19 protein-coding genes and 1 pseudogene are annotated in these 24180 nt (G+C 46.5%); 13 read left to right on the forward strand and 7 right to left on the reverse strand.

Annotated features, from left to right (window positions below; genetic code table 11):
- Positions 1-93: 93 nt before the first annotated feature.
- Positions 94-1077 (reverse strand): multicopper oxidase, encoded by a 984-nt coding sequence (locus NIT79A3_RS05640; RefSeq protein WP_013965275.1) that lies wholly within the window; start codon positions 1075-1077, stop codon positions 94-96.
- The gene (locus tag NIT79A3_RS05645) at positions 1077-2786 is read right to left on the reverse strand and encodes a multicopper oxidase domain-containing protein (protein ID WP_013965276.1); all 1710 of its coding nucleotides are present in this window, start codon (positions 2784-2786) and stop codon (positions 1077-1079) included. Before NIT79A3_RS05645 ends, NIT79A3_RS05640 begins: the two co-directional genes overlap by 1 nt.
- Before the next feature lie 475 nt (positions 2787-3261).
- Between NIT79A3_RS05645 and NIT79A3_RS05650 the strand changes: the two genes are divergently transcribed.
- The 11 genes and pseudogenes from NIT79A3_RS05650 to NIT79A3_RS05695 all read left to right on the forward strand — a co-directional run bounded on the left by NIT79A3_RS05650 (position 3262) and on the right by NIT79A3_RS05695 (position 16352).
- On the forward strand, positions 3262-4317 hold the full coding sequence (locus NIT79A3_RS05650) for an efflux RND transporter periplasmic adaptor subunit (protein WP_156797024.1): 1056 nt from the start codon (positions 3262-3264) through the stop codon (positions 4315-4317).
- Positions 4318-4332: 15 nt separating this feature from the next.
- The gene (locus NIT79A3_RS05655; RefSeq protein ID WP_013965278.1) at positions 4333-7488 is read left to right on the forward strand and encodes a multidrug efflux RND transporter permease subunit; all 3156 of its coding nucleotides are present in this window, start codon (positions 4333-4335) and stop codon (positions 7486-7488) included.
- A 31-nt stretch (positions 7489-7519) separates the two neighbouring features.
- Positions 7520-8099 (forward strand): annotated as a pseudogene (locus tag NIT79A3_RS19355) (shikimate kinase); the annotation flags it as partial.
- Between the two features lie 48 nt (positions 8100-8147).
- A complete protein-coding gene (gene aroB / locus NIT79A3_RS19360) occupies positions 8148-9248 on the forward strand; it encodes a 3-dehydroquinate synthase (protein ID WP_348225760.1) in 1101 nt (366 codons plus the stop codon).
- Entirely contained in the window at positions 9241-10362 is a 1122-nt protein-coding gene (locus tag NIT79A3_RS05665) for a deoxyguanosinetriphosphate triphosphohydrolase (protein ID WP_013965280.1), read from the forward strand. Before aroB ends, NIT79A3_RS05665 begins: the two co-directional genes overlap by 8 nt.
- A 174-nt stretch (positions 10363-10536) precedes the next feature.
- Entirely contained in the window at positions 10537-11610 is a 1074-nt protein-coding gene (gene hemE / locus NIT79A3_RS05670) for a uroporphyrinogen decarboxylase (RefSeq protein WP_013965281.1), read from the forward strand.
- A 45-nt stretch (positions 11611-11655) separates the two neighbouring features.
- Entirely contained in the window at positions 11656-12351 is a 696-nt protein-coding gene (locus NIT79A3_RS05675; RefSeq protein ID WP_013965282.1) for a response regulator transcription factor, read from the forward strand.
- Positions 12326-13615 carry a HAMP domain-containing sensor histidine kinase gene (locus NIT79A3_RS05680; RefSeq protein WP_013965283.1) on the forward strand — a complete coding sequence of 430 codons (1290 nt, stop codon included), beginning with the start codon at positions 12326-12328 and terminating at the stop codon, positions 13613-13615. Before NIT79A3_RS05675 ends, NIT79A3_RS05680 begins: the two co-directional genes overlap by 26 nt.
- A 236-nt stretch (positions 13616-13851) precedes the next feature.
- Positions 13852-14811 carry a sodium-dependent bicarbonate transport family permease gene (locus NIT79A3_RS05685; protein WP_013965284.1) on the forward strand — a complete coding sequence of 320 codons (960 nt, stop codon included), beginning with the start codon at positions 13852-13854 and terminating at the stop codon, positions 14809-14811.
- A gap of 43 nt (positions 14812-14854) precedes the next feature.
- Positions 14855-15172 carry a nitrogen regulatory protein P-II gene (locus NIT79A3_RS05690; RefSeq protein ID WP_013965285.1) on the forward strand — a complete coding sequence of 106 codons (318 nt, stop codon included), beginning with the start codon at positions 14855-14857 and terminating at the stop codon, positions 15170-15172.
- A gap of 385 nt (positions 15173-15557) precedes the next feature.
- Positions 15558-16352, forward strand: a complete 795-nt coding sequence (locus tag NIT79A3_RS05695; protein ID WP_013965286.1) for a lysophospholipid acyltransferase family protein — start codon at positions 15558-15560, stop codon at positions 16350-16352.
- On the opposite strand, the gene NIT79A3_RS05700 is transcribed toward NIT79A3_RS05695, so the two are convergent.
- From NIT79A3_RS05700 to NIT79A3_RS05710, 3 genes are read right to left on the reverse strand one after another with little or no spacing between them, the layout of a single operon-like run.
- Positions 16303-17106, reverse strand: a complete 804-nt coding sequence (locus NIT79A3_RS05700; protein WP_013965287.1) for a symmetrical bis(5'-nucleosyl)-tetraphosphatase — start codon at positions 17104-17106, stop codon at positions 16303-16305. The two genes, NIT79A3_RS05695 and NIT79A3_RS05700, sit on opposite strands and share 50 nt — an antisense overlap.
- A gap of 46 nt (positions 17107-17152) precedes the next feature.
- Positions 17153-17959, reverse strand: coding sequence for a 4-hydroxy-tetrahydrodipicolinate reductase (gene dapB, locus NIT79A3_RS05705; protein ID WP_013965288.1), 807 nt, complete (start codon positions 17957-17959; stop codon positions 17153-17155).
- 42 nt (positions 17960-18001) lie between these two features.
- Entirely contained in the window at positions 18002-18439 is a 438-nt protein-coding gene (locus NIT79A3_RS05710) for an outer membrane protein assembly factor BamE (RefSeq protein ID WP_348225736.1), read from the reverse strand.
- 53 nt (positions 18440-18492) lie between these two features.
- On the opposite strand from NIT79A3_RS05710, the gene fur reads away from it, so the two are divergent.
- Both fur and NIT79A3_RS05720 read left to right on the forward strand, forming a co-directional pair.
- A complete protein-coding gene (gene fur, locus NIT79A3_RS05715; RefSeq protein ID WP_013965290.1) occupies positions 18493-18933 on the forward strand; it encodes a ferric iron uptake transcriptional regulator in 441 nt (146 codons plus the stop codon).
- A gap of 91 nt (positions 18934-19024) precedes the next feature.
- The gene (locus NIT79A3_RS05720; RefSeq protein ID WP_348225737.1) at positions 19025-20209 is read left to right on the forward strand and encodes a lytic murein transglycosylase; all 1185 of its coding nucleotides are present in this window, start codon (positions 19025-19027) and stop codon (positions 20207-20209) included.
- Between the two features lie 36 nt (positions 20210-20245).
- On the opposite strand, the gene NIT79A3_RS05725 is transcribed toward NIT79A3_RS05720, so the two are convergent.
- A complete protein-coding gene (locus NIT79A3_RS05725) occupies positions 20246-21232 on the reverse strand; it encodes a malate dehydrogenase (protein WP_013965292.1) in 987 nt (328 codons plus the stop codon).
- 424 nt (positions 21233-21656) lie between these two features.
- Complete coding sequence (locus tag NIT79A3_RS05730) at positions 21657-24143, reverse strand: cation-transporting P-type ATPase (protein WP_013965293.1); 2487 nt, start codon at positions 24141-24143, stop codon at positions 21657-21659.
- Positions 24144-24180 lie beyond the last annotated feature (37 nt).

Here is a 24180-nt window from a genome sequence, read left to right on the forward strand (position 1 = left end):
ATTTATTTTCAGCCATATAAAAACCGGTCAAACAAATTCAAATTGAATCCATTTGACCGGTCTCTGAATTAAAAGCTAAGCGATAATTAAACGCTAATCACTTTTTTTGCAAAACGGAATTTTCTTAAATAGCGGGATACACAACAAACCAATAAGAAGCCCAATCAGCATCATTCCATAGTTTTGGAAATTATTGTTGGTGAACGCAGTGATTTGTCTGACCATGGCGCTTTGTTCCGCTTTGTCCGAGATTTTAGGGAGATTCTCAGCTTCATAGGTGTCGTTGATATTGTATGGTGTTACCCCAGGAATACTGGGTATATTTTCCCCGCCTTTACCAACCACCAATTGTGCTTTCATGCCTTTTTCCATGTGATGGGAAATGTCGCAGTGAACCAGAAACGTATCATCGGTTCCCGGGACGATAATCGTGCCGGATACGGTTTTGGGTCCGGTGACTTCGAGGTGGAACATGCCATATTTATAGAGATACTTGGGTAAACCGTGCATCATGAATTGATGGCGGATATTATCTTCGTTAATAAAGTGCCAGGTTACTTTTGAGCAAGGTTTAACATGCCATTGCTGCTGATCAAACGCGAAAGCCGTTCCGGGGAAGTTTGCGGCATATTTTCTGCCGGCCCGCACGGTAATTTCAACTTCTTCTGAAATGCTTTTACAGCTGCTGGGCAGTTTGTCCAGGTTTTGCCCCATGATCATCGTGCCTTCGTGATCCATAATGTGATCATGATCCATGTGATGATGATGGTGCGCATCGCCATGTTCCGCGGATTGCGTACTGCCAGTATGATCGCTGTGATCAATCGGGTGTTCAGCACTTAGGTCGTGATCACCGTGATCAATCGTTTGATCAGGAGCCATGTCGTGACCGCTGTGATCCATAGCATCATGATCATGACTATGATCTGTTGTGGTGGCTTTTTGCTGACTCACGTCATGACCGCTATGGTCATGGTGGTCATGTTCGCTGGGTTTAATCTGTTGCTGTGCCATTGCATGCGCACTGAAAGCAAGAAGACCTGCAAGTAAGAAAGTAATTGTTGTAGTCTTAGCCATTATTGGTTACTCCCTTTTGGGCTTTTTAGACGTGAAACCGCTGCAACAGCGCATTGTTTGATTTGTTCCCGTTTAGCGAAAATTAAATAGAGTAAAAGCCCTGCCAACAATCCATAGAGCGCATTGAGTAGCGAAGTTTGTGTCGCAGCATCAACACCTATCTGTCCGGCAGGCGAACCCAGACTTGCCCATGCATCAAGGTCTTGCCACACCGGGAGCCTGCGTTCGTAATATTCTTTGGTGAAATATTTGTTTAAATCGATGCCAAAGTGACTTACCTTGGGTAAACCATCTCCATTCAGATAGGATTTGTAAACAATGGAGCTCATGCTGCCGCCTTCCGCCATGCCGTTCGTGGTAATTCCTTTTTCCCGGTGGTCATGAATCAGCCAATCGCCTTCGCCATAGCTGTGTTTGCCATCATCGATGGTTTCTAATTTTAGGTCAAGACGCTGCGCTGGCACCATATCAAAAACATCACGCATGATCTGTGCAACCGGGTTATGCTCCACACCGTCGTAATGCGTAATTGTGGCATGGTGACCGTGTGTATGGACGGCGATCAGTTCACCGCCACTGTTCAGCAGGCGTAGTTTGATTTTCTGATCCGGCTCAACAATGATCAGAGATTCCCTTAGCGTGTAGGGGAAAGATAAGCCGTTCAAAGTATAGTAATCCTCGGTTGAATCGGTGATGTCATAACGTTGATTCATATCGCGTGCGATGAGTCGCGGATCGTTATATTTTTGAATAATGTCACTCAATTCCTTATCCATCGCGTGATAGTGCAGATCATATTCCTGATCGAATTGCTCGCGCACGGCAACGGAAGGATGGCGAACATGTCCCGCGCCAATATTTAAGGTTTGCAGCCAATTATTCGGTTTGTTTTCTTCAACAACTATCATCCCGGCAAGCCCCATCGCTAAATGGGTATGCGTTTGCACATGACAGTGATAAAACATGGTACCCGGCTGGCGTGCTTGAAATTCATAGATACGCCGTTCTCCGGGCATCAATTCCCTTTCACTGGTTTGTGGTACACCATCATTTCCGCCATGATCTTTATGTGAGAATGGATGATCTACACCATGTAAATGGATACTGTGCGGAAAATAATGCGTATTTTCCAAAACGATTTGTACAATATCTCCAACTTCAACGCGAATAACCGGTGAAGGAAGTCTTAATAAAGGATTGGCTCTGACGCTCTCAAAATTTTCTGTCGACATACCGCTGGTTTTCGGCGCAAAAACCCAGGCACCGGGTTGTATGCCAGGAGCGATATCAAACGTTGGGACCAATCCTGGGAAATCGGGCGATTTGCCATTCAGTTCCATGATTTCCAGTTTGATGATAATCCGGTCGGGATCACCGTCACCATCCAAATCATCGGTTTTAATGATGGCATCAGGTGAAAGACCCGTTTTCATCAATGTATCCATCGATATGTGGTTGGTTCCTTTAACCGCGGCGGCAATCCAAGCGGGGTTATCCGGGCTGCAACCCGGTGATGCTTCAATTTTGACCCCTTCAATTTCCTGGGCTTCCCGCCATGCAGGAGAAATCTTCGGATCGCACGCCGGTTCAGCGGTTAACGCTGCCGGATCAACTTTTACTGTTTCAGGCAGTTTCAGAGAGGCCTGAGCAATCGTTGCTGACATCAGCATGAAGAAGGTTAATAGGGCAATAAAAATATGGATAGGCATATCAACGCACCTTAAAAATTTATCTAATAGTAAAAACAAATAGAGCTGATCGGATCATGCAGTTTATTAATGACCGGTATCAGTTTTAATAGCCTGTATCTATCTGGTATGACAGATCGGTAGGAACAAAATACATTTAATTGTGTATCTGTAGGTAGGTAAAATTATGAGAAATATCTTATCTGCATATATGTAATACTTCTACATTATCCGTCAAGCTATTATTTTATCCATTATACAGAACCCTATTACGCTTTTGTGGTTTTTCCATCGTTGATTAGATTTTAAATTTTTATCTTACGCAGTAATTATACGAGTGACGAACAAAATTCTTTTTACCATCTTGAGCCATCTTGAATGTCCGCAAATCATTAAGTCAGCAAAGAAAGAATGCGTTATTTTTTTGTGTTTTGGATTAGTGAGTTTGTTATTGATTGCATGCCGCGGTAACGAATCAACCCAGCCGGCAGCAGCTATGAATCGAGCCATACCGGTTACATTTATCGCTGTAAAACCGGTCAGCATGCCGGTTAGCCTGGAAACGATTGCGCAAACCGAAGGCGCCAAAGAAATTGAAATCCGGCCGCGAGTCGGAGGAGTTCTATATAAGCGGCTATATACAGAGGGTATGACGGTTGAGGCTGGACAATCCTTATTTTTAATTGATCCGGAACCCTTTCAGAATGCTTTGGCTGAAGCCAAGGCAGGGTTACTTGAACAGAATGTTCGTGTCTTGCGCGCAAAAAGTGAGGAAAATCGCCAGCGGCAATTACTGGCTGAGAACTTTGTCAGTCAACGTGCCTATGATATGGCGCAAGCGGATCTGGCTATTGCGGAATCAGCCTTACAAGCTGCAAAAGCGCGTGTTCAACAGGCGGAACTTAATCTTTCCTATACCACGGTCAAAGCACCGGTGAATGGAGTGACGGGGCGTGCTCTTTTCTCCGAGGGTGCGCTGGTGTCCGCCAATAACAGTTTGTTGACAACATTGACCCAACTCTCTCCAATCTGGGTGCGATTTAGTTTTTCAGACAATGAAGTGGCGCAATTCGGCGGTCATTTAAATGAAAAAAATGTACGCAGTGTCAGCATGATTTTGCCCGATGGGTCTGAGTATCAGCAGGAAGGTAAACTCAATTTTGCCGCCAGTAAAATCGACCCGTTACTCGGTACACAACAATTGCGCGCAACCTTTGAAAATAGCGATCAGCGCATTTTGCCCGGTCAATTTGTGCGTGTGCGGGTTACCGCGGGAGAATCCCGAGCTGTTTACGTGGTGCCGCAGGTTGCGGTGCTGACTTCGGATCTGGGGCGATATGTTTATGTCATCAATGAGAACAATGCAGTGATGCAGCGCCCTGTCGTTGCAGGTAATTGGATCGGAAAGGATTGGATCATTCTGGATGGATTGAATGCAGGGGATAGAGTGGCTATAGACAATATGATCAAATTAACGCCCGGCAAAGCGGTTGATCCTCAGTTGCGGGATACGTTACCTTCTGCTCAATCAAATGCTGGATCCACTAATTAAATAGCAACTGCGCACATGGCCAGATTCTTTATTACCCGACCGATTTTTGCTTCGGTTCTGTCGATTATTATAGTTCTAGCAGGATTGGCTGCGGCAACGCAATTACCAATCGAACAGTATCCTAGGATCACACCGCCAACGGTTATTGTGACGGCAACATTTCCGGGTGCAAGTGCGGAGACCATGATAAAAACCGTGGCTGCACCGATCGAGGAGAAACTCAGCGCAATTGAAGGCTTGTTGTACTTTAATTCCAGTGCAGACTCAAGCGGCCGTCTGACGATTACCATCACTTTTGAAATTGGAACCGATATTGACCGGGCTACTTTCAATGTCAGCAATGAAGTCAATACCGCCTTGGCACGTTTGCCCGATGAAGTGAGGCGCACCGGCATTACCGTTCAGAAACGTTCCAACGATCTGTTACTGGTCTTTGCGATAACTTCCAAAGATCCGAAGCATACACCGCTATTCTTGAGTAATTTCATTACGATCAATATCTTGGATGATATGAGACGCGCCAGTGGTGTGGGGGAAGCCCGGATTTTTGGCGCACAGGACTATTCCATGCGGATTTGGTTGCGGCCTGACCGGATGGCGCAGTTGGGTATTACAACCACTGACATTGCAAGTGCCATCCGGGCGCAGAATGCGCAGCAAGCCATCGGGAAAATAGGTCAGGAACCGGCCTTGGCGGATCAACAATTGGTTTATACCGTGACCGCGAAAGGGCGGTTATTAGAACCTGAACAATTTGAGAATATTATCTTGCGTTCAGGCGGGCCGCGCGGGGTACTCTATCTTAAAGATGTGGCGCGAATTGAGTTGGGTGCGCAAGACTATGCGACGCGTACTTTGCTTAACGGCGAGCCTGGACTAGGGATTGGTATTTTTCTGCGTTCTGGCGCCAATGCGCTGGATACTGCAGCAGCCGTTAAGGCCAGGATGATTGAGCTGAAGCAATATTTTCCGGAAGGCATGGAATACGTTATTTCCTATGATACTAGCGTGTTCGTCAAAGAATCGATCTGGGAAGTGGTAAAAACTCTGGGAGAAGCCATGTTGTTGGTGGTCCTGGTAGTTTACTTGTTTCTGCAGAGCTGGCGCGCCACGTTGATTCCGATCATTGCCATCCCGATTTCCTTGATCGGCACATTTGCCGGATTATGGTTACTGGGCTACTCGATCAATACGTTGACGCTGTTTGCGATGGTGCTTTCGATCGGCATTGTGGTCGATGATGCGATTGTCGTGCTGGAAAATATCGAACGGCTGATGTCGCAGGAAAAGTTGTCGCCGGTTGATGCCGCCATCAAAGCGATGCAGCAGGTATCCAGTGCCGTGGTGGCGATGACCATGGTTCTGGTGGCGGTTTTTATCCCGGTTGCTTTTCTCGGCGGTATCGCAGGGGAGTTGTACCAGCAGTTTGCCGTGACAGTAGCTGTCGCCGGAGTTATTTCCGGTATTGTCGCTTTAACGCTGACGCCTACGTTGTGTGCAGTATTACTCCGGCCCGCACACCGTCAATTTGTTTTTTTTACCTGGTTTAACGCGCATTTTGAGCGTGCACGGAAGTTCTATGTGGGTATGGTTGGTTTGAGTTTGCGCCATGTGGCCAGAAGCGCGCTGATATTTCTGGTGATGATTGCTGGTCTGGTTTATTTGGTAAAAAATATTCCGGAAAGCTTTGTTCCGCCGGAAGATCAAGGTTATGTTATAGCGTCAGTGATCTTGCCTGATGGTGCAACACTGGCGAGAACAGTCAGAACGGCGGATGCCATCAATGCCGAGATGGCAAAAGAATCTGCCGTGGCTTTTCAGTTCGCGGTCAATGGATTGGATTTTATTGGCGGTGGCAATAAAACCAATGTTTCGACCATGTTCATCCGTTTAAAGGATTGGTCAGAACGCACCACAACTGCTACGGATATTGTGAAAAAGTTGTTTCTGATCGGCGCGCAACAACCGGATGGTTTGGCGATAGCCTTTAATCCACCGGCGATACGTGGCTTGGGTAGTACGGGCGGCTTTGAACTATTTGTTCAAAGCCGGACAAATTCAGAGACGGCGCAATTGGCCAGTGTGGTGAATGAGCTGGTACAAACCCTGAAACAGGAACCCAAACTGGCGACTGTGAATACTTTCTTGCGAACATCGGTGCCGCAATATTTTGTTGAAGTGGATGAAGCCAAAGCCATTGCGCAAGGAGTGTCCATTGCGGATATCTATGCAACGTTGCAAAGCACTATGGGATCATTTTATGTGAATGATTTTAATCGTTCCGGACGGACCTATCGTGTGCAGCTGCAAGCTGAAGCTGCTTATCGCATGAAAGCGGAGGATTTGGGCAAGGTTTATGTGCGTTCAGAATCCGGTTCGATGATTCCTTTATCTGCACTGAGCACAGTAAAGCATATCGTGGGTGCAGAGCAATTGGAGCGATTCAACGGGCTATTGTCGGCAAAAATTATGGGAAGCGGTGCAAGCGGAGTCAGTTCCGGGGATGCGATTGCATTGGTTGAAAGTATTGCAGCCAGAACATTGCCGGAAGGTTATCAAATTGCCTGGACCGGCGCTGCATTTCAGGAAAAAAAGATGGGTTCGGCGGCAATTTTTGCGTTTAGCCTAGCCGTCGTGATGGTTTTCCTGATTCTGGCAGCGCAATTTGAAACGTGGGCACTGCCATTGGCTGTCATTATGGCGATTCCTTTCGCGATGGTGGGTGCGTTGGTGGCGATTTTGTTGCGCGATATGCCGAATGACATTTATTTTCAAATCGGAATGGTGACATTAATTGGGCTGACGGCTAAAAATGCAATTTTGCTCGTCGAATTCGCCAACCAGAGAATGAAAGAAGGTGTTGCCATAAAACAAGCAGCAATTCAGTCAGCACAATTGCGTTTCCGGCCCATTGTAATGACTTCTATGGCGTTTATTTTAGGAGTTGTTCCTTTGGTGATCGCGACCGGTGCTGGCTCAGCGGCAAGGCAATCGATGGGAACGGGCGTCTTTGGCGGAATGATCATGGCAACTTTGATTGCAACAATATTTGTGCCGTTATTTTTTTCCTGGTTTGTGAGTAAGCAGGGTCCCAAACAGCCTGGGAATAAACAATATATTCCGAAACAGCCCGCACTATCCTTCAAGCCGGTTAAAAAGATTCAGAATTAGCTGACAAGGCATGACTAACCTGTGAGTGTATCTGCGTACTTACTGCTGCTACAATCGCAGGTATGAATTTAAGAAAAACGAAAATACTCCAACCCGTTCAGGAAAAACTGGGGCATACCAACATAATCCTGGTTGGAATGATGGGTGCCGGTAAAACTACCATCGGTAAAGCACTAGCCAATTCTCTAGGCAAGGAGTTTATCGACTCAGACCATGAGATACAGGACCGTACCGGTGTAAAAATTCCGGTGATATTTGAGATTGAAGGTGAAGCTGGCTTCCGTAAACGTGAATCTGAAGTGCTGGTTGAGCTGGTTAAGAAGAATAATATCGTATTGGCTACCGGCGGTGGCGCAGTTCTGAGCCGGGAGAATCGGCAGATACTGCGGCGTGGCGGGATCGTTATTTATCTCCGGGCGTCGGTTAATGATTTGTACCGGCGCACCCGGTATGACAAAAACCGGCCATTACTTCAGACACAAAATTTGTTCGCAAGATTGAATGAACTCTATGTACAGCGGGATGCGCTGTATCGTGAAACAGCGCATGTCATCATCGATAGCGGGAAACAAGGTGTGCGTTTTTTACTACAAAAACTCATTAATAAGTTAATATCCATTGATTTCAACAATATAATGCAAAATAATAACAAAAATGTCATGCAAACTATCACGGTAGATTTTACGCCTTCGTCAGAAAAGCGCAGCTATCCGATACATATCGGTCACGGAATCCTGCAGCAAATTGACTTGATCGTGTCTTGCCTGCCGCAAAAAAGAGTCGCTATCGTCAGCAACACAACGATTGCGCCGCTATATCTGGATAAATTGCGCACAGCATTGGAGAAACAGGGGGTTATTTCTGTTTCGATTATCCTGCCGGATGGCGAAGCGCATAAAAATTGGGAAACCTTAAATTTAATTTTTGATGCGCTGCTGAAAAATCACTGCGAGCGAAATACTGCCATTTTGGCGTTGGGTGGCGGTGTGATCGGTGATTTGACCGGATTTGCCGCGGCGACTTATTTACGGGGCGTGCCATTTATTCAGATTCCAACGACATTGCTGGCGCAGGTTGATTCCTCGGTAGGAGGTAAGACCGGTATTAACCATCCCTTAGGTAAAAACATGATCGGCGCCTTTTATCAGCCACGTATGGTATTGGCGGATAGCGCAACACTGAATACGTTACCGGATAGAGAGTTGCGCGCGGGTCTTGCTGAAATTATTAAGTATGGCTTGATTCGTGATCCAGCCTTCTTTGATTGGCTGGAGCGAAATATGCATCGCTTGTTAGCACGGGATCCGGTGACGTTGAATGAAGCGATCCAACGCAGCTGTGAGAATAAAGCTGAAATAGTCGCTGCGGATGAAAAGGAAGAAGGAGTGCGGGCTTTGCTGAATCTGGGCCATACGTTTGGACATGCCATAGAAAATGGGATGGGGTACGGTGTCTGGTTGCACGGTGAAGCAGTTGCGGCAGGAATCGTGCTGGCAGCCGATCTATCCCGGCGCATGAAGCTCATCAGCGAAGCGGATGTTAGCCGTATCCGTAAGATTTTTTTACAGGCGGGATTACCGGTTGCCGCACCCAAAATGCCGCCGGAAAGATATTTGCAATTGATGATGCTGGACAAAAAAGTGGATGCTGGCAGAACACGCTTTATTGTTCTCAATCGTATCGGTGAAGCCGTGATGCGGGCGGATATTCCACCTGCCTTATTGAACGAAACGATTTTAGCTTGTATGAGTGATGAATAAGCGGATTGCTTATGCGGTGTCTTCTGATAACTCACGAGGACGAATGATTCCTGAAGAACCGCCTGCCGGACGGAGTGAGTTTCAGCGTGACCGGGATCGAATCATACACTCTACAGCTTTCCGCCGCCTGGAATATAAAACGCAGGTTTTTGTCAATCATGAAGGGGACTTGTTTCGTACACGTCTGACACACAGTCTGGAGGTTGCGCAGATAGGACGTTCGATTGCAAGAAACCTGGAGTTGAATGAAGATTTGGTTGAAGCGGTTTCACTTGCCCATGATTTGGGACACACCCCATTTGGGCATGCGGGTCAGGATGTATTGAATGATTGCATGCGGGATTATGGCGGTTTTGAACATAATCTCCAATCGTTGCGGGTTGTGGATGTTCTTGAAGAACGATATGCTGCTTTTGATGGTCTCAATCTTTGCTATGAGACTCGGGAAGGAATACTCAAGCATGTGGCTAAAAAAAATATCGCAAAGCTTGGTGCATTAGGAGAACGTTTTCTGCAGCAAAAAAGGCCTTCTCTGGAAGCACAGTTAGCCAATTTTGCCGACGAAATTGCCTACAATAATCACGATGTGGATGATGGGTTACGTTCGGGTTTAATTACATTGAATCAATTGGAAGAAGTATCTATTTTTTCGCGTCATTTGATACAAGTGAAAGATAAATATCCGCTACTGCCGGAACGCCGTATGGTTTATGAAACGGTGCGCAGCATGATCAATACACTAGTAACCGATCTTATTCAGCAAAGTACCCGCAATATCAAAGATGCAGGTATTGATACGCTGTCGGCGGTGCATACAGCGCCGCCCCTGATCGGCTTTAGCCAGCAGATCAAAAAGGAACAGCAAGAATTGAAAAAATTTCTGTTCGATAACCTATACCGGCATTTTCGTGTAGTACGTATGAATAACAGAGCACGTCATACAATTGAAAAGTTATTTGCAGCTTTCAGTTCTGAGATACGACTGTTGCCTATCAAATATCAGAAAAAATTTGAGTACGAAGGACACCAGGCGATCGCTGACTATATTGCTGGGATGACGGACCGGTATGCGATTAAAGAGTATCAACGCTTATTTTCTATTACAGAAAATTAATTATGAACAGAGTTTTTATTGAAAGAATACTTCTTTATCAAGGCAGATTAGTTTTCATGCCGGATAGACAATATACGTGATAGCTATTCACTGGTAATATTGCCAGTTGGGAAAAGGTTAACATACTTGCTTGAGAGTAGCCTTTCAAAAGAACAATAAGATATAGGCTTTTTAATGACAACACTTAAGAATGATACGTTTTTGCGCGCACTTATGAAGCAACCTGTTGAATATACACCGGTTTGGTTGATGCGCCAGGCAGGCAGGTATCTGGCGGAATATAATGAAACGCGCGCTCGTGCCGGAGATTTCCTTTCTTTATGCAAGAACCCGGGCTTTGCTACTGAGGTGACATTGCAGCCGCTTGCGCGATTTCCGCTGGACGCTGCAATATTGTTCTCAGATATTCTGACAATTCCGGATGCAATGGGATTGGGATTATATTTTTCACAGGGCGAAGGACCCATGTTTGAGCGTCCTTTACGCGAAGAAAAAGAAATTCGTGCATTGAAGGTACCGGATCCGGATCAAGAATTGCGTTATGTGATGGATGCCGTTGCAGAAATCCGTAAAGCGCTGGATAACCGAGTACCCCTAATTGGTTTTTCCGGCAGTCCGTTTACACTGGCCTGTTATATGGTAGAGGGTCGTGGCGGTACTGAGTTTCGTGAAATCAAAACCATGTTGTATCAGCGCCCTGAATTGCTGCATCACATACTGGATGTGAATGCGAAGGCTGTGACGGCTTACCTGAACGCACAGATTGAATCCGGTGCGCAGACTGTAATGATTTTTGATACCTGGGGTGGGGCGCTTTCACATGCGGCTTATAAGGAGTTTTCACTGCGTTATATTCAGCAGATTGTTGCCGGATTAAAGCGTGAGCAGGATGGAATGCACATTCCAAGCATTGTTTTCACCAAAGGCGGCGGTTTGTGGCTGGAAGCCATTGCGGATATTGGCTGTGATGCCGTCGGGTTAGACTGGACAATAGATATTGGTGACGCACGCCGCCGTGTTGGCGATAAAGTTGCTTTGCAAGGTAATCTTGATCCTTCAGTGCTTTTTGCATCACCCGAAGTAATCGCTGCAGAGGTAGAAAAGATACTTGCCAGTTATGGCAATGGAAGTGGTCATGTATTTAATCTGGGGCATGGTATTTCGCAGTTTACCCCCCCTGAAAATGCGGCGGCACTGGTAGAGGCTGTTCATACACTGAGCCGTAAATTTCATTCGGTGAGCGCGTAAACAGATTTGAATGATCATCGCAAGTAATTTTGTAATTGTGAGTTTATGCATATATTAATTATTGAGGACGATTTGGCGATTGCTGCCAATCTTTATGATTTTCTTGAATCACGAGGACATACAGCAGATGCTGCTGTCAACGGTATTGCGGGACTTCATCTTGCTGTAACACAGCGATTTGACGCAATTTTGCTTGATTTGGGTTTGCCTGGAATGAATGGAATGACTTTGTGCCGTAAATTACGCCAGGAATCACAGATTGATACGCCGATTCTGATGTTAACAGCGCGCGATACACTGGAAGATAAGCTGGCTGGTTTTGAACAAGGTGCGGATGATTATCTCGTTAAGCCATTTGCCTTAAAAGAAGTTGAAGCACGTCTGCTGGCGATGCATAAAAGACATGTCGGGAAGGTCGCAAATCGCAAATTGGAGTTTGATAAACTGTCTTTTGACCCGAAAACACTTTCTATTCTTTTTGAAAATAAGAATGTAAAACTTCCGCCCAAGTGCATACGTTTATTGGCACTGATGATGAGTGAACCTGGCAGGGTATTCAGCCGGGAAGAACTTGAACTGGAGGCGTGGGAAGATGTCCAGGAAACGAGTGATACGTTACGTAGTCATATGCATATTTTACGGCGCGCCTTAACTAAGGCTGGCGGTTACGATCCAATTGAGACGGTCCATGGTCTTGGTTACTGTCTGACATCTCGTGCACAGATTCCCGATAGAACGTAGTCTGCGCTATCGTGTTGCTGTAGCGTTGGCGACATTTAGCATTTTCACTGTTGGTACACTGTGCATTATTCTTTATTTTGCTTCTGACAACATTGAGGAAGATCATATTGAACAAGTGATTGAGATGGAAATGGATCATCTTGTTCACCGCTATCAGAAGCATTCTGATTTTATTTCTCAAGTTGGTTCCCATCTAAAAACCTATGTTATTCATGATATAGACGATGAACTGCAGATTCCTGCTTATTTGCGCGGATTAAATGCTGGCTATCATCGGATCTACTACGGCGTTGAAGATTTTCATGTTTTAGTACGTGTTATTAATGAAGTGAAATTTCTTGTAGCATATCGGATTGCACTTCATCAACAGCGACTCAGTAAACTGAGATTACTTATTTTATTATCCTGGGTTGTAGTAGTTGCTATTGCGTTTGTTGTTGGGTACCTACTTGCCAAAATATTGGTAAAACAAGTGACAGATCTGGCTGAGCGAGTCAATTTACTAGCCCCTGGAGATGTTCAGGTTGGATTATTGACGCAACCCGGAATGGATGAGGAAGTTGCGCAACTTGCACGAGCGCTGGATGATTATCAGAATCGTATTAAGCGCATGCTGCAACGTGAGCAGGAATTTACCGCCAATATCAGTCACGAATTAAGAACGCCCATTACAACCATATTGACCAGCTGTGAGTTGCTGGTTGCGGCGGCCGACATACCCATCAAGGCCTATCAACGAATAAAAATGATTGAGGCCGCTGCTACCCGCATGGGTGAACAGATACAAGCCTTGTTATTCCTTGCGCGTGAACAGGCGCTTGGCGTCATAGAGACAGTGGCGGTTGCGGAATGTGTTCATGATGCAGCAGATCCATTAATGGCCGAAATTTCCAGAAAGAAACTTGCTTTTGAAGTGCTAATTGCTCCTGATGTGGTGCTTACGGTCAATCGGCAAGCATTGCATACGGTACTGATGAATCTGACTCGTAACGCTGTGCAATATACTCAGAGAGGGTATATTCGAGTTGGATTTAATAATCAACGATTGTCTATTTCAGATTCCGGAATCGGGATAGAGCCGGCTTATCTGCCATTGCTTTATGAACGTTTTTTTCGTGGCTCAACACAAGGACAAGGGCTAGGGATCGGACTTGCTATTGTTAAGCGAATCTGTGATCACTATGGTTGGCTGATTGAAGTCAATAGTACGCCTGGGCAGGGCACAACTTTTCATATTGTTTTTCCTGAGCACTCTAACAGTTAGTTGAACCGTGCTTTATTCACGAATTCTTCACATTTCCTGTGTTAACGTTTTCAACCTTAGAGCTTCGTAGTGTTTCAGATAGAAATTAGGATCATAGTGTTTTGCTGCCTACAGAATTTGTTCGGGTTAGTTTTGTTCTGAATTTGCGAAGCTTTGAAGAAGTGACTGTGGTATGGGGCGAATTTCTTTTAAAAATAGAATATTAAATATCATCAAATGAATAGGGAGTTTTTTGCATGTCAACTACTATACAACCAGTAGTATTATTTTTCGTATTTGGGGTTTTGGCAGGGGTGATAAAATCAGACCTGAAAATACCTGAAGCATTATATAAGAGCTTGAGTATTTTTCTGTTAATCGCTATTGGTTTTAAAGGTGGCGTGTCAATGGCGAAGTATGAAATCATGGAAGTGCTGCCCATAGCTCTGTCTATGGTTGTTTTAGCGGCGATAATTCCACTGACGGCTTACCCGATATTAAGGTACATAGGTAAGTTCACTCAGGCTGATGCGGGCGCAATTTCCGCGCACTATGGCTCGGTGAGCGCGGTAACTTTCGCTGTGGGCGTCGCCTTTTTGGCTGCCAAGGATGAGCCCTCCGAAGGTTATATGGTGCTGATTATGGCGCTGATGGAAATACCAGCATTGGTAACCGGTACGATCTTGGCACGCGCAGGCGCTGGCGGCGAAAAAACCCAATGGGGCAAGTTGATGCACGAAATTCTGACCGGTACCAGCCTTTATCTATTGATAATTGGCGTGATTATTGGTTATTACGCTGGAATAGTGAAACTTGTATCTCCACTAGATAAAATGTTCATGGATTTATTTATGGGTGTGCTAGCCTTCTTCCTGTTGGAAATGGGATTGCTGGCAGCGGCACGGCTAAAAGCAGTTGCAGCAAAAGGCGTATTCATCATTTCCTTTGGTATACTTTTCCCGTTGCTTATGGGAGCGTTTGGCGCTTATCTGGGCTGGTTGTTTGGTTTGTCAGAGGGTGGTACGATGTTGTTGGCAGTCTTATATGCCAGCTGTTCCTACATCGCTGCGCCTGCAGCCATGCGTCTTGCCGTACCCGATGCGGATCCCGCGCTTTCTTTAGGGGCCTCTCTCGGCGTGACTTTCCCGTTTAACATATTTATCGGTGTACCGATTTACTGGGAGATGTCGCATTGGTTCCATAGCATCGTGGTTTAATAACGATTGAATTTTATTGAATGTTTATTGATGGGAAAAATTTATGAATAACACAATAGCAATGAAACGATTTGAGATTGTTGTCGGTATTGAACAACTCGAACGATTGACGGAATTGTTAGAAAAATGCTCAGTGCGTGGTTACACTGTTCTTAAAAATGCAGGCGGACTCGGTTCACGCGGTGTGCGAGACCCCGGTGATGTTTTGATGGAACAAGAAAATGTCATGGTAGTTCTTGCTTGTAAAGAAGATCAAGCACAAAAAGTACTTAATGAAATCAGACCTGCACTAAAGGGGCTGGGTGGTATGTGCCTGATTTCCGAGTGCCAGTGGGTTGAAGGGCCGGCAGTTTCTTATTAATTCCGGATTCTTTTAGATCCTTTGTATTGTTCTGTAATACGCGCAATGATTTTAAGTTGTGAGTTGCGCGTATTGCAGAATTTTTCGTTTAATAGCCTGGTGATATGTGATGTGAAGTTACCAAAGCAATATCCATCCAATCACACGTATTACTTTCTATAATCTGCGCAAGATTTAAAGATTTTTTATCGTTTAATTCCATGTCTGGCACATATTAGTATTCCAATACAGAAGTTCACGCACATTTGTCTGTATAATCCCATTATCCCAATCTTGATAAGAACCGGATCCACGGGACACAATAAAAGTAACTACCGGTGAGTCGTCCTGGTAAATTTCTGACTACCTGAGATCTACGCAACCGTTACCCAGCACAGTTCGCTACATGCAAAAAACCACTCCTCTGTTACTGCGTGTTATTCGCATGGTCCGCTTGCCGTTCCAAATTGCCTCAGGATTACTGCAATCCATTGTCTATCCGTATTTTCCCCAGAAAATTCAGCGCCGTATGATGCAGAATTGGGCAGTCGGTTTACTATCTATTCTCGAAATCAGGCTGCATTGTTATGGCAGCTTGCCAGCAGCGGAAGTGCCGCGCGTGTTGTTTGCGGCTAATCACGTATCCTGGTTGGATGTCTGTGTGCTCATGGCAGCTTGCCCAACTCGTTTTGTGGCCAAAGCAGAAATCAGCAAATGGCCGGTGTTGGGGCTGTTGAGTCGAAATGCCGGCACATTATTTATAGAACGTGCAAAACGTAGCGATACCTTGCGTATTAATCAGCAAATCAGTGAAGTACTGGAAAAGGGCGAGCGCGTCACCGTATTTCCCGAGGGTACGACAACCACTGGTATGCACTTAAATCATTTTCATGCGTCATTGCTGCAATCGGCAGTAACATCCGATGCATTACTTTATCCCGTGGCCATTAGTTATCGTAATAGCGCAGGCGATATTTGTCAGGAAGCTGCTTATATAGAACCCTCCCTGGTCTTGTCGTTACAGAGAATACTGAGCCAGACTAGCATTGATGTTAATTTGACTTTTAATCAGCCGATTCAATGTGGCTTGAAGAATCGGCGGGAATTGGCACGCTTATCGGAACAAGCGATCGCTGATACGCTGGTGCTGCCTATTGCGCACAAGGAAGCTGAAAAACTTTCCGGTCTTCCAGACGAATAGCGGTCAGTTGCCCGCCCCAGACACAACCGGTATCCAATGCAATCAAGTTATCTGTGATGTGTAGCCCTAATGCCGACCAGTGCCCGCAAATAATGGTTGCTTCCTGGCTGGCTCGTTGCGGTACGTTAAACCACGGCAAAAAGCCCGGGGGAATGGATTGCAGATCACCTTTAAAAGCAAAATTCATTTTGCCTGCCGTGGTGCAGATACGCATCCGCGTCATGGCGTTGATGATCACCCGCAAGCGGGTATAATCAGTCCATTCATCTTGCCAGTAATTGGGTTTATTGCCATACATCTGTGAGAAAAATTCCTGATAGTTATCCTGACGCAAAACACGCTCAGCTTCATGCGCTAATTGCTCGGCTTGCACAATTGACCAGCATGGCAACAAACCGGCATGCACCATGGCATATTGCTCCTGGGTATAAAATAACTTCTGTTGTCGCAACCAATACAATAATTCATCCCGATCAGGCGCATCCAAGATGGGTTGAATTGTGTCACTGGAATGGTTTTTTGCGATACCTGCCGCAACCATCAACAGGTGCAAGTCATGATTGCCTAGCACCATGATCATCGCATCGCCTGCTTGTTTGATATAACGCAATAGGGATAATGAATCGGGGCCGCGATTGACGATATCTCCAACCAGCCACAATTTATCCTGTGCCGGATCGAACCGGATTAGATCAATAAGCCGTTGGAATGCGGTAAAACAGCCTTGTAAATCACCGATTGCATACGTTGCCATCTTTGGATTGTCGCTGAGTGAAATGTGTCGCTACTGATGGGGAGTATTAACGGAGTCCCAGCACATCCTGCATATCGAATAAGCCATTGGGTTTGTCGGCAAGAAATCGTACCGCGCGCAATGCGCCCATCGCAAAAGTCATGCGACTGCTGGCTTTATGAGTGATTTCCACGCGTTCGCCGATACCGGCAAATAGCGCGGTATGATCACCCACAATATCGCCCGCGCGGATGGTCGCAAATCCGATGGTTTCCGGGTTTCTTTCACCGGTTACCCCTTCACGTCCGTAAACTGCCACTTTACTCAAGTCTCTTCCCAAGGTTTCCGCGATTACTTCGCCCATACGCAGTGCGGTGCCGGATGGCGCATCCACTTTGTGCCGGTGATGCGCTTCGATAATTTCAATATCGTAGCCTTCATTCAGGACTTTTGCAGCAATCTCCAGTAACTTGAAAGTTACATTCACGCCAACACTCATATTGGGCGCGAATACAATAGCGATATCCTTTGCGGCTGCTTTGAGAAGGGTTTTTTCTTCCGCTGAGAAACCGGTTGTGCCAATCACCATTTTTACGCCAGCTTTTTGGCAGGTAGAAAGGTGAGCCAGTGTGCCTTCCGGGCGCGTGAAGTCAATTAATTGATGGCAACCTTCTAAAGCGTTAAAAAAATCGCTCGCAATAGGGATGCCACAACTGGCGCCGATTAATTCACCTGCGTCTTTATTCAGATAGGGACTGCCAGTTCTCTCGAGTGCGGCAGAGAGCTGCATATCGGGTGCTTGGGTAACTGCCTCCAACAAAGTGCGGCCCATGCGTCCGGAGCTGCCCGCGATAGCAATCTTTTGAATTATCATTTTATTTTCACTATGGTTTTAAATTTTAATAAAGAATTAATATCATTGATCAGCTTTCTTAGCTTCCGCATCATCTGGCTTTGCTTTTTCTGCATCAGGGGCAGTTTGGGCCGGTTTGGGTTTGACGGGATTTTTAGAGAAAGACAGATAATTTTCAATATTCACCAGCACGTCATCGTCAAAAAAAACAGTCATTCTTTTTTGTTCGACTAACTCCCCTTTCTCGCGGAACAAATAGACATAATCCCACCGGTTATCACGGAAAGCATCCATGATGAGCGGTGATCCCAGGACAAAAAGTACTTGGGATTTGGTCATGCCGGGTTTTAATTTTTCCACCATTTCTTCTGTAACAACATTGCCCTGCTGCACATCAATCTTGTAGAGAATAGAAGGAAGGAATGAACATCCTGCCAGCAGCAGGCAAGCAAGCAGTACGAAAATTTTTGCAACCATTTTGTTGATATTATATGTTTCCAAAGTGAACACAGCACTATATGATACAGTAAATACTATTTTGAACAGAGAGAACCATGGGTAACTTCGACGATCTGAAAAGTAAGGATCTTAAAAACATTGGCCTAAAAACAACATTACCTAGGCTAAAAATATTGAATTTGTTCGAGCAAAGCAGTGTGCGTCACCTATCCGCTGAAGATGTTTATAAAGAATTGATCGGCGAAGGTGAAGATATTGGATTGGCAACTGTCTATCGTGTATTAACACAATTTGAACAGGCTGGATTGTTGGAGCGGCATCATTTTGAAAGCGGAAAAGCTGTTTTTGAGCTAAAAGGAGATGGTCATCATGATCACTTGGTTTGTTTACAATGTGGCCGTGTCGAAGAATTCTACGACGCGGAGATAGAGAAGCGCCAGATAGCCATTGCGAAAGAGCGAGGATTTACGTTGCAGGAACATTCATTGTCACTCTATGCGGATTGTATTAAACCAAACTGCCCACATCGAAAATAAAAAAATGTCAGTGAACGCTACACGCTATTTTTCAGCATTAAAATTTTCCCTAGCGCATAGTGCATGTTGCCGGAAGATATGCACAGGAATCGTGGCGCTCACTGTTTTGGCGTTCACACGCACTGTTCATGCCGAAAATAACGATTTTGGCGAGTGCATTGCCCGAATAAAATCACAAGCAAAAGTAGAAGGTATTCCTGATAATACAGTCAATAAGGTGCTGGATAAGGTCAAATACATACCCCGTGTGATAGAACTGGACCGGCGTCAACCTGAATTCACGCAAACATTTGCAAATTACTTTACCACGCGTATCAATGATGAGCGGATTCAGCGTGGCCGGGAATTATTTGCCAGACATCGTCCTTTATTGAATCAGATTCAGCAGGAGACAGGTATTCCGGCACAATATCTGGTTTCATTCTGGGGTCTGGAAACTAACTATGGCGGACATTTTGGCGATTGGTCAGTGACCGATTCATTAGCCACGCTTGCCTGTGATCCGCGCCGCAGCACCTTTTTCACACAGGAACTGTTCAATGCCATGCGCATAGTCGATGCCGGAGATATCTCTCCGGAACGAATGATCGGTTCATGGGCGGGAGCCATGGGGCATATGCAATTCATGCCATCTACCTTTTTACGCTATGCCAAAGATATCGATGGTGACGGGCGACGTGATCTGTGGGGTAGTATCCCTGATGCCATGGGATCCGCGGCAAATTTTCTACGGCAATTAGGCTGGACGCCTGGTTTGGACTGGGGGCGGGAAATCCGGCTGCCGCCAGCTTTCGATTACTCACTGGCGGGGCGTGATCAAATGCTGAGTGAGGCGGAATGGGCAAAACTGGGGGTTGTCACAACCGCCGGAACGCCATTACCACCCACCGAACAAAAAGCCGCATTGCTCGTTCCTTCAGGCCACCAAGGACCGGCTTTTTTGGTGACCAAGAATTTTTATGTGATTATGCGCTGGAATCGCTCTGAATTTTATGCGTTGTCAGTCGGGCATCTGGCAGATCGCATTGCGGGCGCGGCTGCATTACATCGTACACCACGGGCTGATACAGAAAAAATATCCCGCGAACAAGTACGCCAGCTTCAGATGGATTTGTCTGCACTGGGTATTGATGCCGGTGAAGCGGATGGTGTGATGGGTTCGGTGACCCGTCAGGCAATCAGCCATTTCCAAAAAAATACACAGCGTATTGCGGATGGCCACTTGGATGCATCCTTATTGATCGCTATTCGTGAAGCTGCGAGTATGGTGCGCTAAAGAAAGACCTGCAGAGAATTGATAGGTGCTTTCGATCTAAGCGAACAGATGCTTAATAGCTTCCTGTTCAGCGATCAGTTCTTGATAGCTTTTCTGCATTTTTTCCCGGTCCGACGGAGTTATTTCTAATCCTTCAACAATTTTATACTGGCCGTTCTTGCAGGTGACCGGGTAACTGAAAATCACCCCTCTGGGTATGTCGTAGCATCCATTGGAGGGCACCCCCATAGATACCCAATCATCTTCCGGCGTACCAAAAATCCAGCTCTGCATATGATTGATGATCGCATTGGCCGCGCTGGCTGCGCTCGATTTGCCGCGACGTGCTTCAATAATCGCCGTGCCGCGTTTTTGTACCGTTGGAATAAAGTGATTTTCTATCCAAGCGGTGTCCCCAATTAGCGACGCTACTTTGTCATTGCCAACGGTTGCATGGCTTAAATCAGGGAATTGTGTATTGGAATGATTGCCCCACACGATCATTTTCTTTATGTCTGACACAGGGACATGGAGTTTCAGCGCGGCTTGAGACACTGCACGATTATGATCCAACCGTAACATCGCTGAGAAATTCGCAGGATCCAGATCGGGTGCATTTTTTAGGGTAATGTAAGCATTCGTATTGGCAGGATTGCCGACGACCAGCACTTTGACATTACGTTTGGCAGCGACATTCAGTGCTCTTCCTTGCGCGATGAAAATAGGACCATTGGCTGCAAGGAGATCCTTGCGTTCCATATTCTCACCCCGTGGCCGGGCACCTACCAGCAGGGCAATGTCCACATTATCAAATACAACTTCTGGATTATCGGTAGTGATAATTTCAGTTAATAATGGGAAAGCACAGTCATATAACTCCATGACAATGGCCTCGAAAAACGGCTGTGCATCAGTAATATCGTGCAACTGCAGAATAACCGGTTGGTCTTTGCCAAACATGTCGCCAGCTGCAATGCGAAATAGCAAGCTATAACAAATCTGTCCAGTTGCGCCGGTGACAGCAATACGAATAGGCGGTTTCATTTTTTCCAATCCTCGAGAAGCCGCCAATGGCTTAGAAAATTGGCGGTATATGGGGAAAAGTGAACGAATTATACTTGCAATCAGAGTCTCACGGAAGAGCAAGTTTGCTTAAGAAAAAAGAAATGTGATAGGGCGTTGATTGCATATTGAAATACAAGGAGTATCTGGAATGTAAAGGAATCTCTGAATAATTCACCTTTGTCATTCCTCACTTCGTTCGAAATGACAAAGAAAAAAGTCAAATGGACAGTTAAGTCCATTTGACCGGGAAGTATCTCAAACTTTATCGTCAAAAGCTGGAGAACGTAGCAGAAGTAGGAGAGAGTTTATTTTCTGCAGTACGGTAGGAACAGTATCCAGCAATTGTTCTGTTGTGTATGTGATTTTTGTCACAATACGGCGCGGGATTCCAGGTGATGGCGTTTTATTTTGTTTCCCGATTGTGCACAGCATTCGGCTGGCATGCTGAATTCAGTAGTGTTAATGCCGCAACGAGTATTCCGCCTGCGATGGCCAATAACCAGTCATCGCTATGTAGGGGTGCGAGATGCAGGAATCCGGCGAGGGCGGGTGTTTGCGCCAGTACTAGTGATAATCCGATGGTGATGGCGACAATGTACCACGCGGTGCGTGACTGCATACGGCTGAGCGCAGCGGTGATACCGGCACTGGCGGCGGTTAGTGAAACCAGTGCCATGGCACGCGCATGATCTACATCGTATCCTGCTCCCAGGCTGCGAACGTAGGCTAATGTGACGATCAGCGTCACCGTTAAACCTACCAGCGCAATCACGAACCACTGCCAGTTTGTGAAGAAACGCAGCTGTTTTGAACGCGGCTGGTAGGTCAGTTGTCCGTTTACGGTTATTGCCTGGAATACCAGCAAAGCGGTGGGATGAATGATTAATTCCAGCCAGACGACGTGCACAGGCATATAGAGCATGGGGTATCCAGCCAGCGGAATGATGGCTGCGGTGAGCACTAACGGTAAATGAATTATCAGCAGGTATTGAAAACTCAGTTGCAGATTGGTGAACAGTTGCCTTCCTTCGGCAATGGCCCGCACGATGCTTTGAAAATTATCATCGAGCAACACGATCGCGGCAACTTCCCGAGCGCTGCGCGTGCCCCGCTGTCCCATGGCGATACCGATATCTGCGGCTTGCAGTGCAGGCACATCATTGACGCCGTCGCCGGTCACGGCAACGATTTCACCGCTGTTTTGCAAGGTTTGCACCAGCAACAGTTTTTGTGCGGGTATTGCACGCGCAATTACATCGACATCACGCAATACGCCGGCTTCACCGCGCTCCAATTGTGCTTGCAGATCATCCGCTTTGACTACATGCGGCGTGGTTCCGCCCAAACCGATTTCTCGTGCGATAGCAAGTGCGGTTGCCGGATGATCTCCGGTTACCATGATGACCCAGATGCGGGCATTGCGGCACTGGCGTATCGCTTCTTGTACGCCTTCACGCACCGGGTCTTCAAAGGCCAGCACGCCTGCGAAAATAAAATCCCGGTCGGGTTCGCCGCCGTGCCAATTTGCAGTGTCGAGCGTTTGCCATGCACAGGCAATCACTTTATGGCCGCCGTTGGCTAATTCATCGATGTGCGTTTGCCAATCAGCGAGGACTGCACTTTCCATTTGACACCGCGCCAGCACAACTTCCGGAGCACCTTTGAGCGCAGCCAGTAAGGTGTTGTTCAAACGGACAATGGCGGTTTCACATTTGCGGTCTTCGGTAAATGGAAAGACTTCGGCCGGTGTTGTATGCAATGCCGTGGTCAGTGCACCGAGAATGGCCAGATCCATCGGATCGCCGGTTTCATAACGGGATGCCGTTGCGGCTATTTCCAGCAAACGGTCTTCGCTGATGTCTTTTGCCGGATAGCGATGGGTGAGCAGCAATTGGCCTTCGGTCAGCGTGCCGGTTTTGTCAGAGCAGATACATGACACGCGGCCTATGTTTTCAACAACGACGGCACGCCGCACCAATGCTTGCCGTTTGGCTAATCGGTATACACCGACACCGAGAAAGAAAGTCAGGACGACGGGAAATTCTTCGGGCAAGGCAGCCACAGCCAGAGTCACCGCGCTGAGTAGTGCATCGAGCAAACCATGCCCTTGTTCCCAGCGTACCCAAGCCAATCCGAAACAAATCACGGCAGCTACGCCGAGCAGTATGGCAACGAGGTTTCCCACGGCACTTTGTAACGGCGTGCGTGCATGCGCCCCGAGCATTGCAGAGTGTACGATTTCTCCGTACAAGGTTTCTGTGCCGGTGAATACGATGCGTAGCCTGGCGGTGCCTTTTAATAGGCGTGTCCCTGCAAATAGCCAGGAATCCCTGGCGATACGTGCAGCCAGTTCGCTCTGCGGCAATGAGGGAATTGCGTGCTTATGAACCGGGTACGCTTCTCCGGTTAGCAATGATTCGTCGCATAACACGTCCTCACAGTATTCAACGAGCCCATCGGCAGGGCATGATTCGCCCGCACCCAAAAATACCAAATCCCCTGGCACCAATTCTTCAGTAGGGATTCGGAGTTGCTGGCCACCACGCATCACCGTGGTTTGTGCGGTCAGACAACTGCTTAAACCGGCCATGGATGCTTGCGTACGCCGGTGCAGATACGCATCCATACCGAGAAATGGAATGAGTGCGATGAGTAAGATGATCGCTTCGGTCAGTTCTCCTACTGCCAAGAACAATCCGCTGGTGCCGAGCAGAAACCATAACATCGGGTCTTTCAATGTATCGCGAAGGATATTCCACCAACCAGAAGACGGCGTTTCAATAATCCGATTGCTGCCATATTGTTGCTGGCGGCGCTGTACGCGGAAAGAATCGAGCCCATCTTCTAGAGAACCCAGATCTTCAAGACGATTCTTTGGTACAAGACGCATTATGTTGTTTAAGACTTATTGATTGGATTCGTTAAAT

It is taken from the genome of Nitrosomonas sp. Is79A3, from assembly GCF_000219585.1.
Classification (GTDB): Bacteria; Pseudomonadota; Gammaproteobacteria; order Burkholderiales; family Nitrosomonadaceae; genus Nitrosomonas.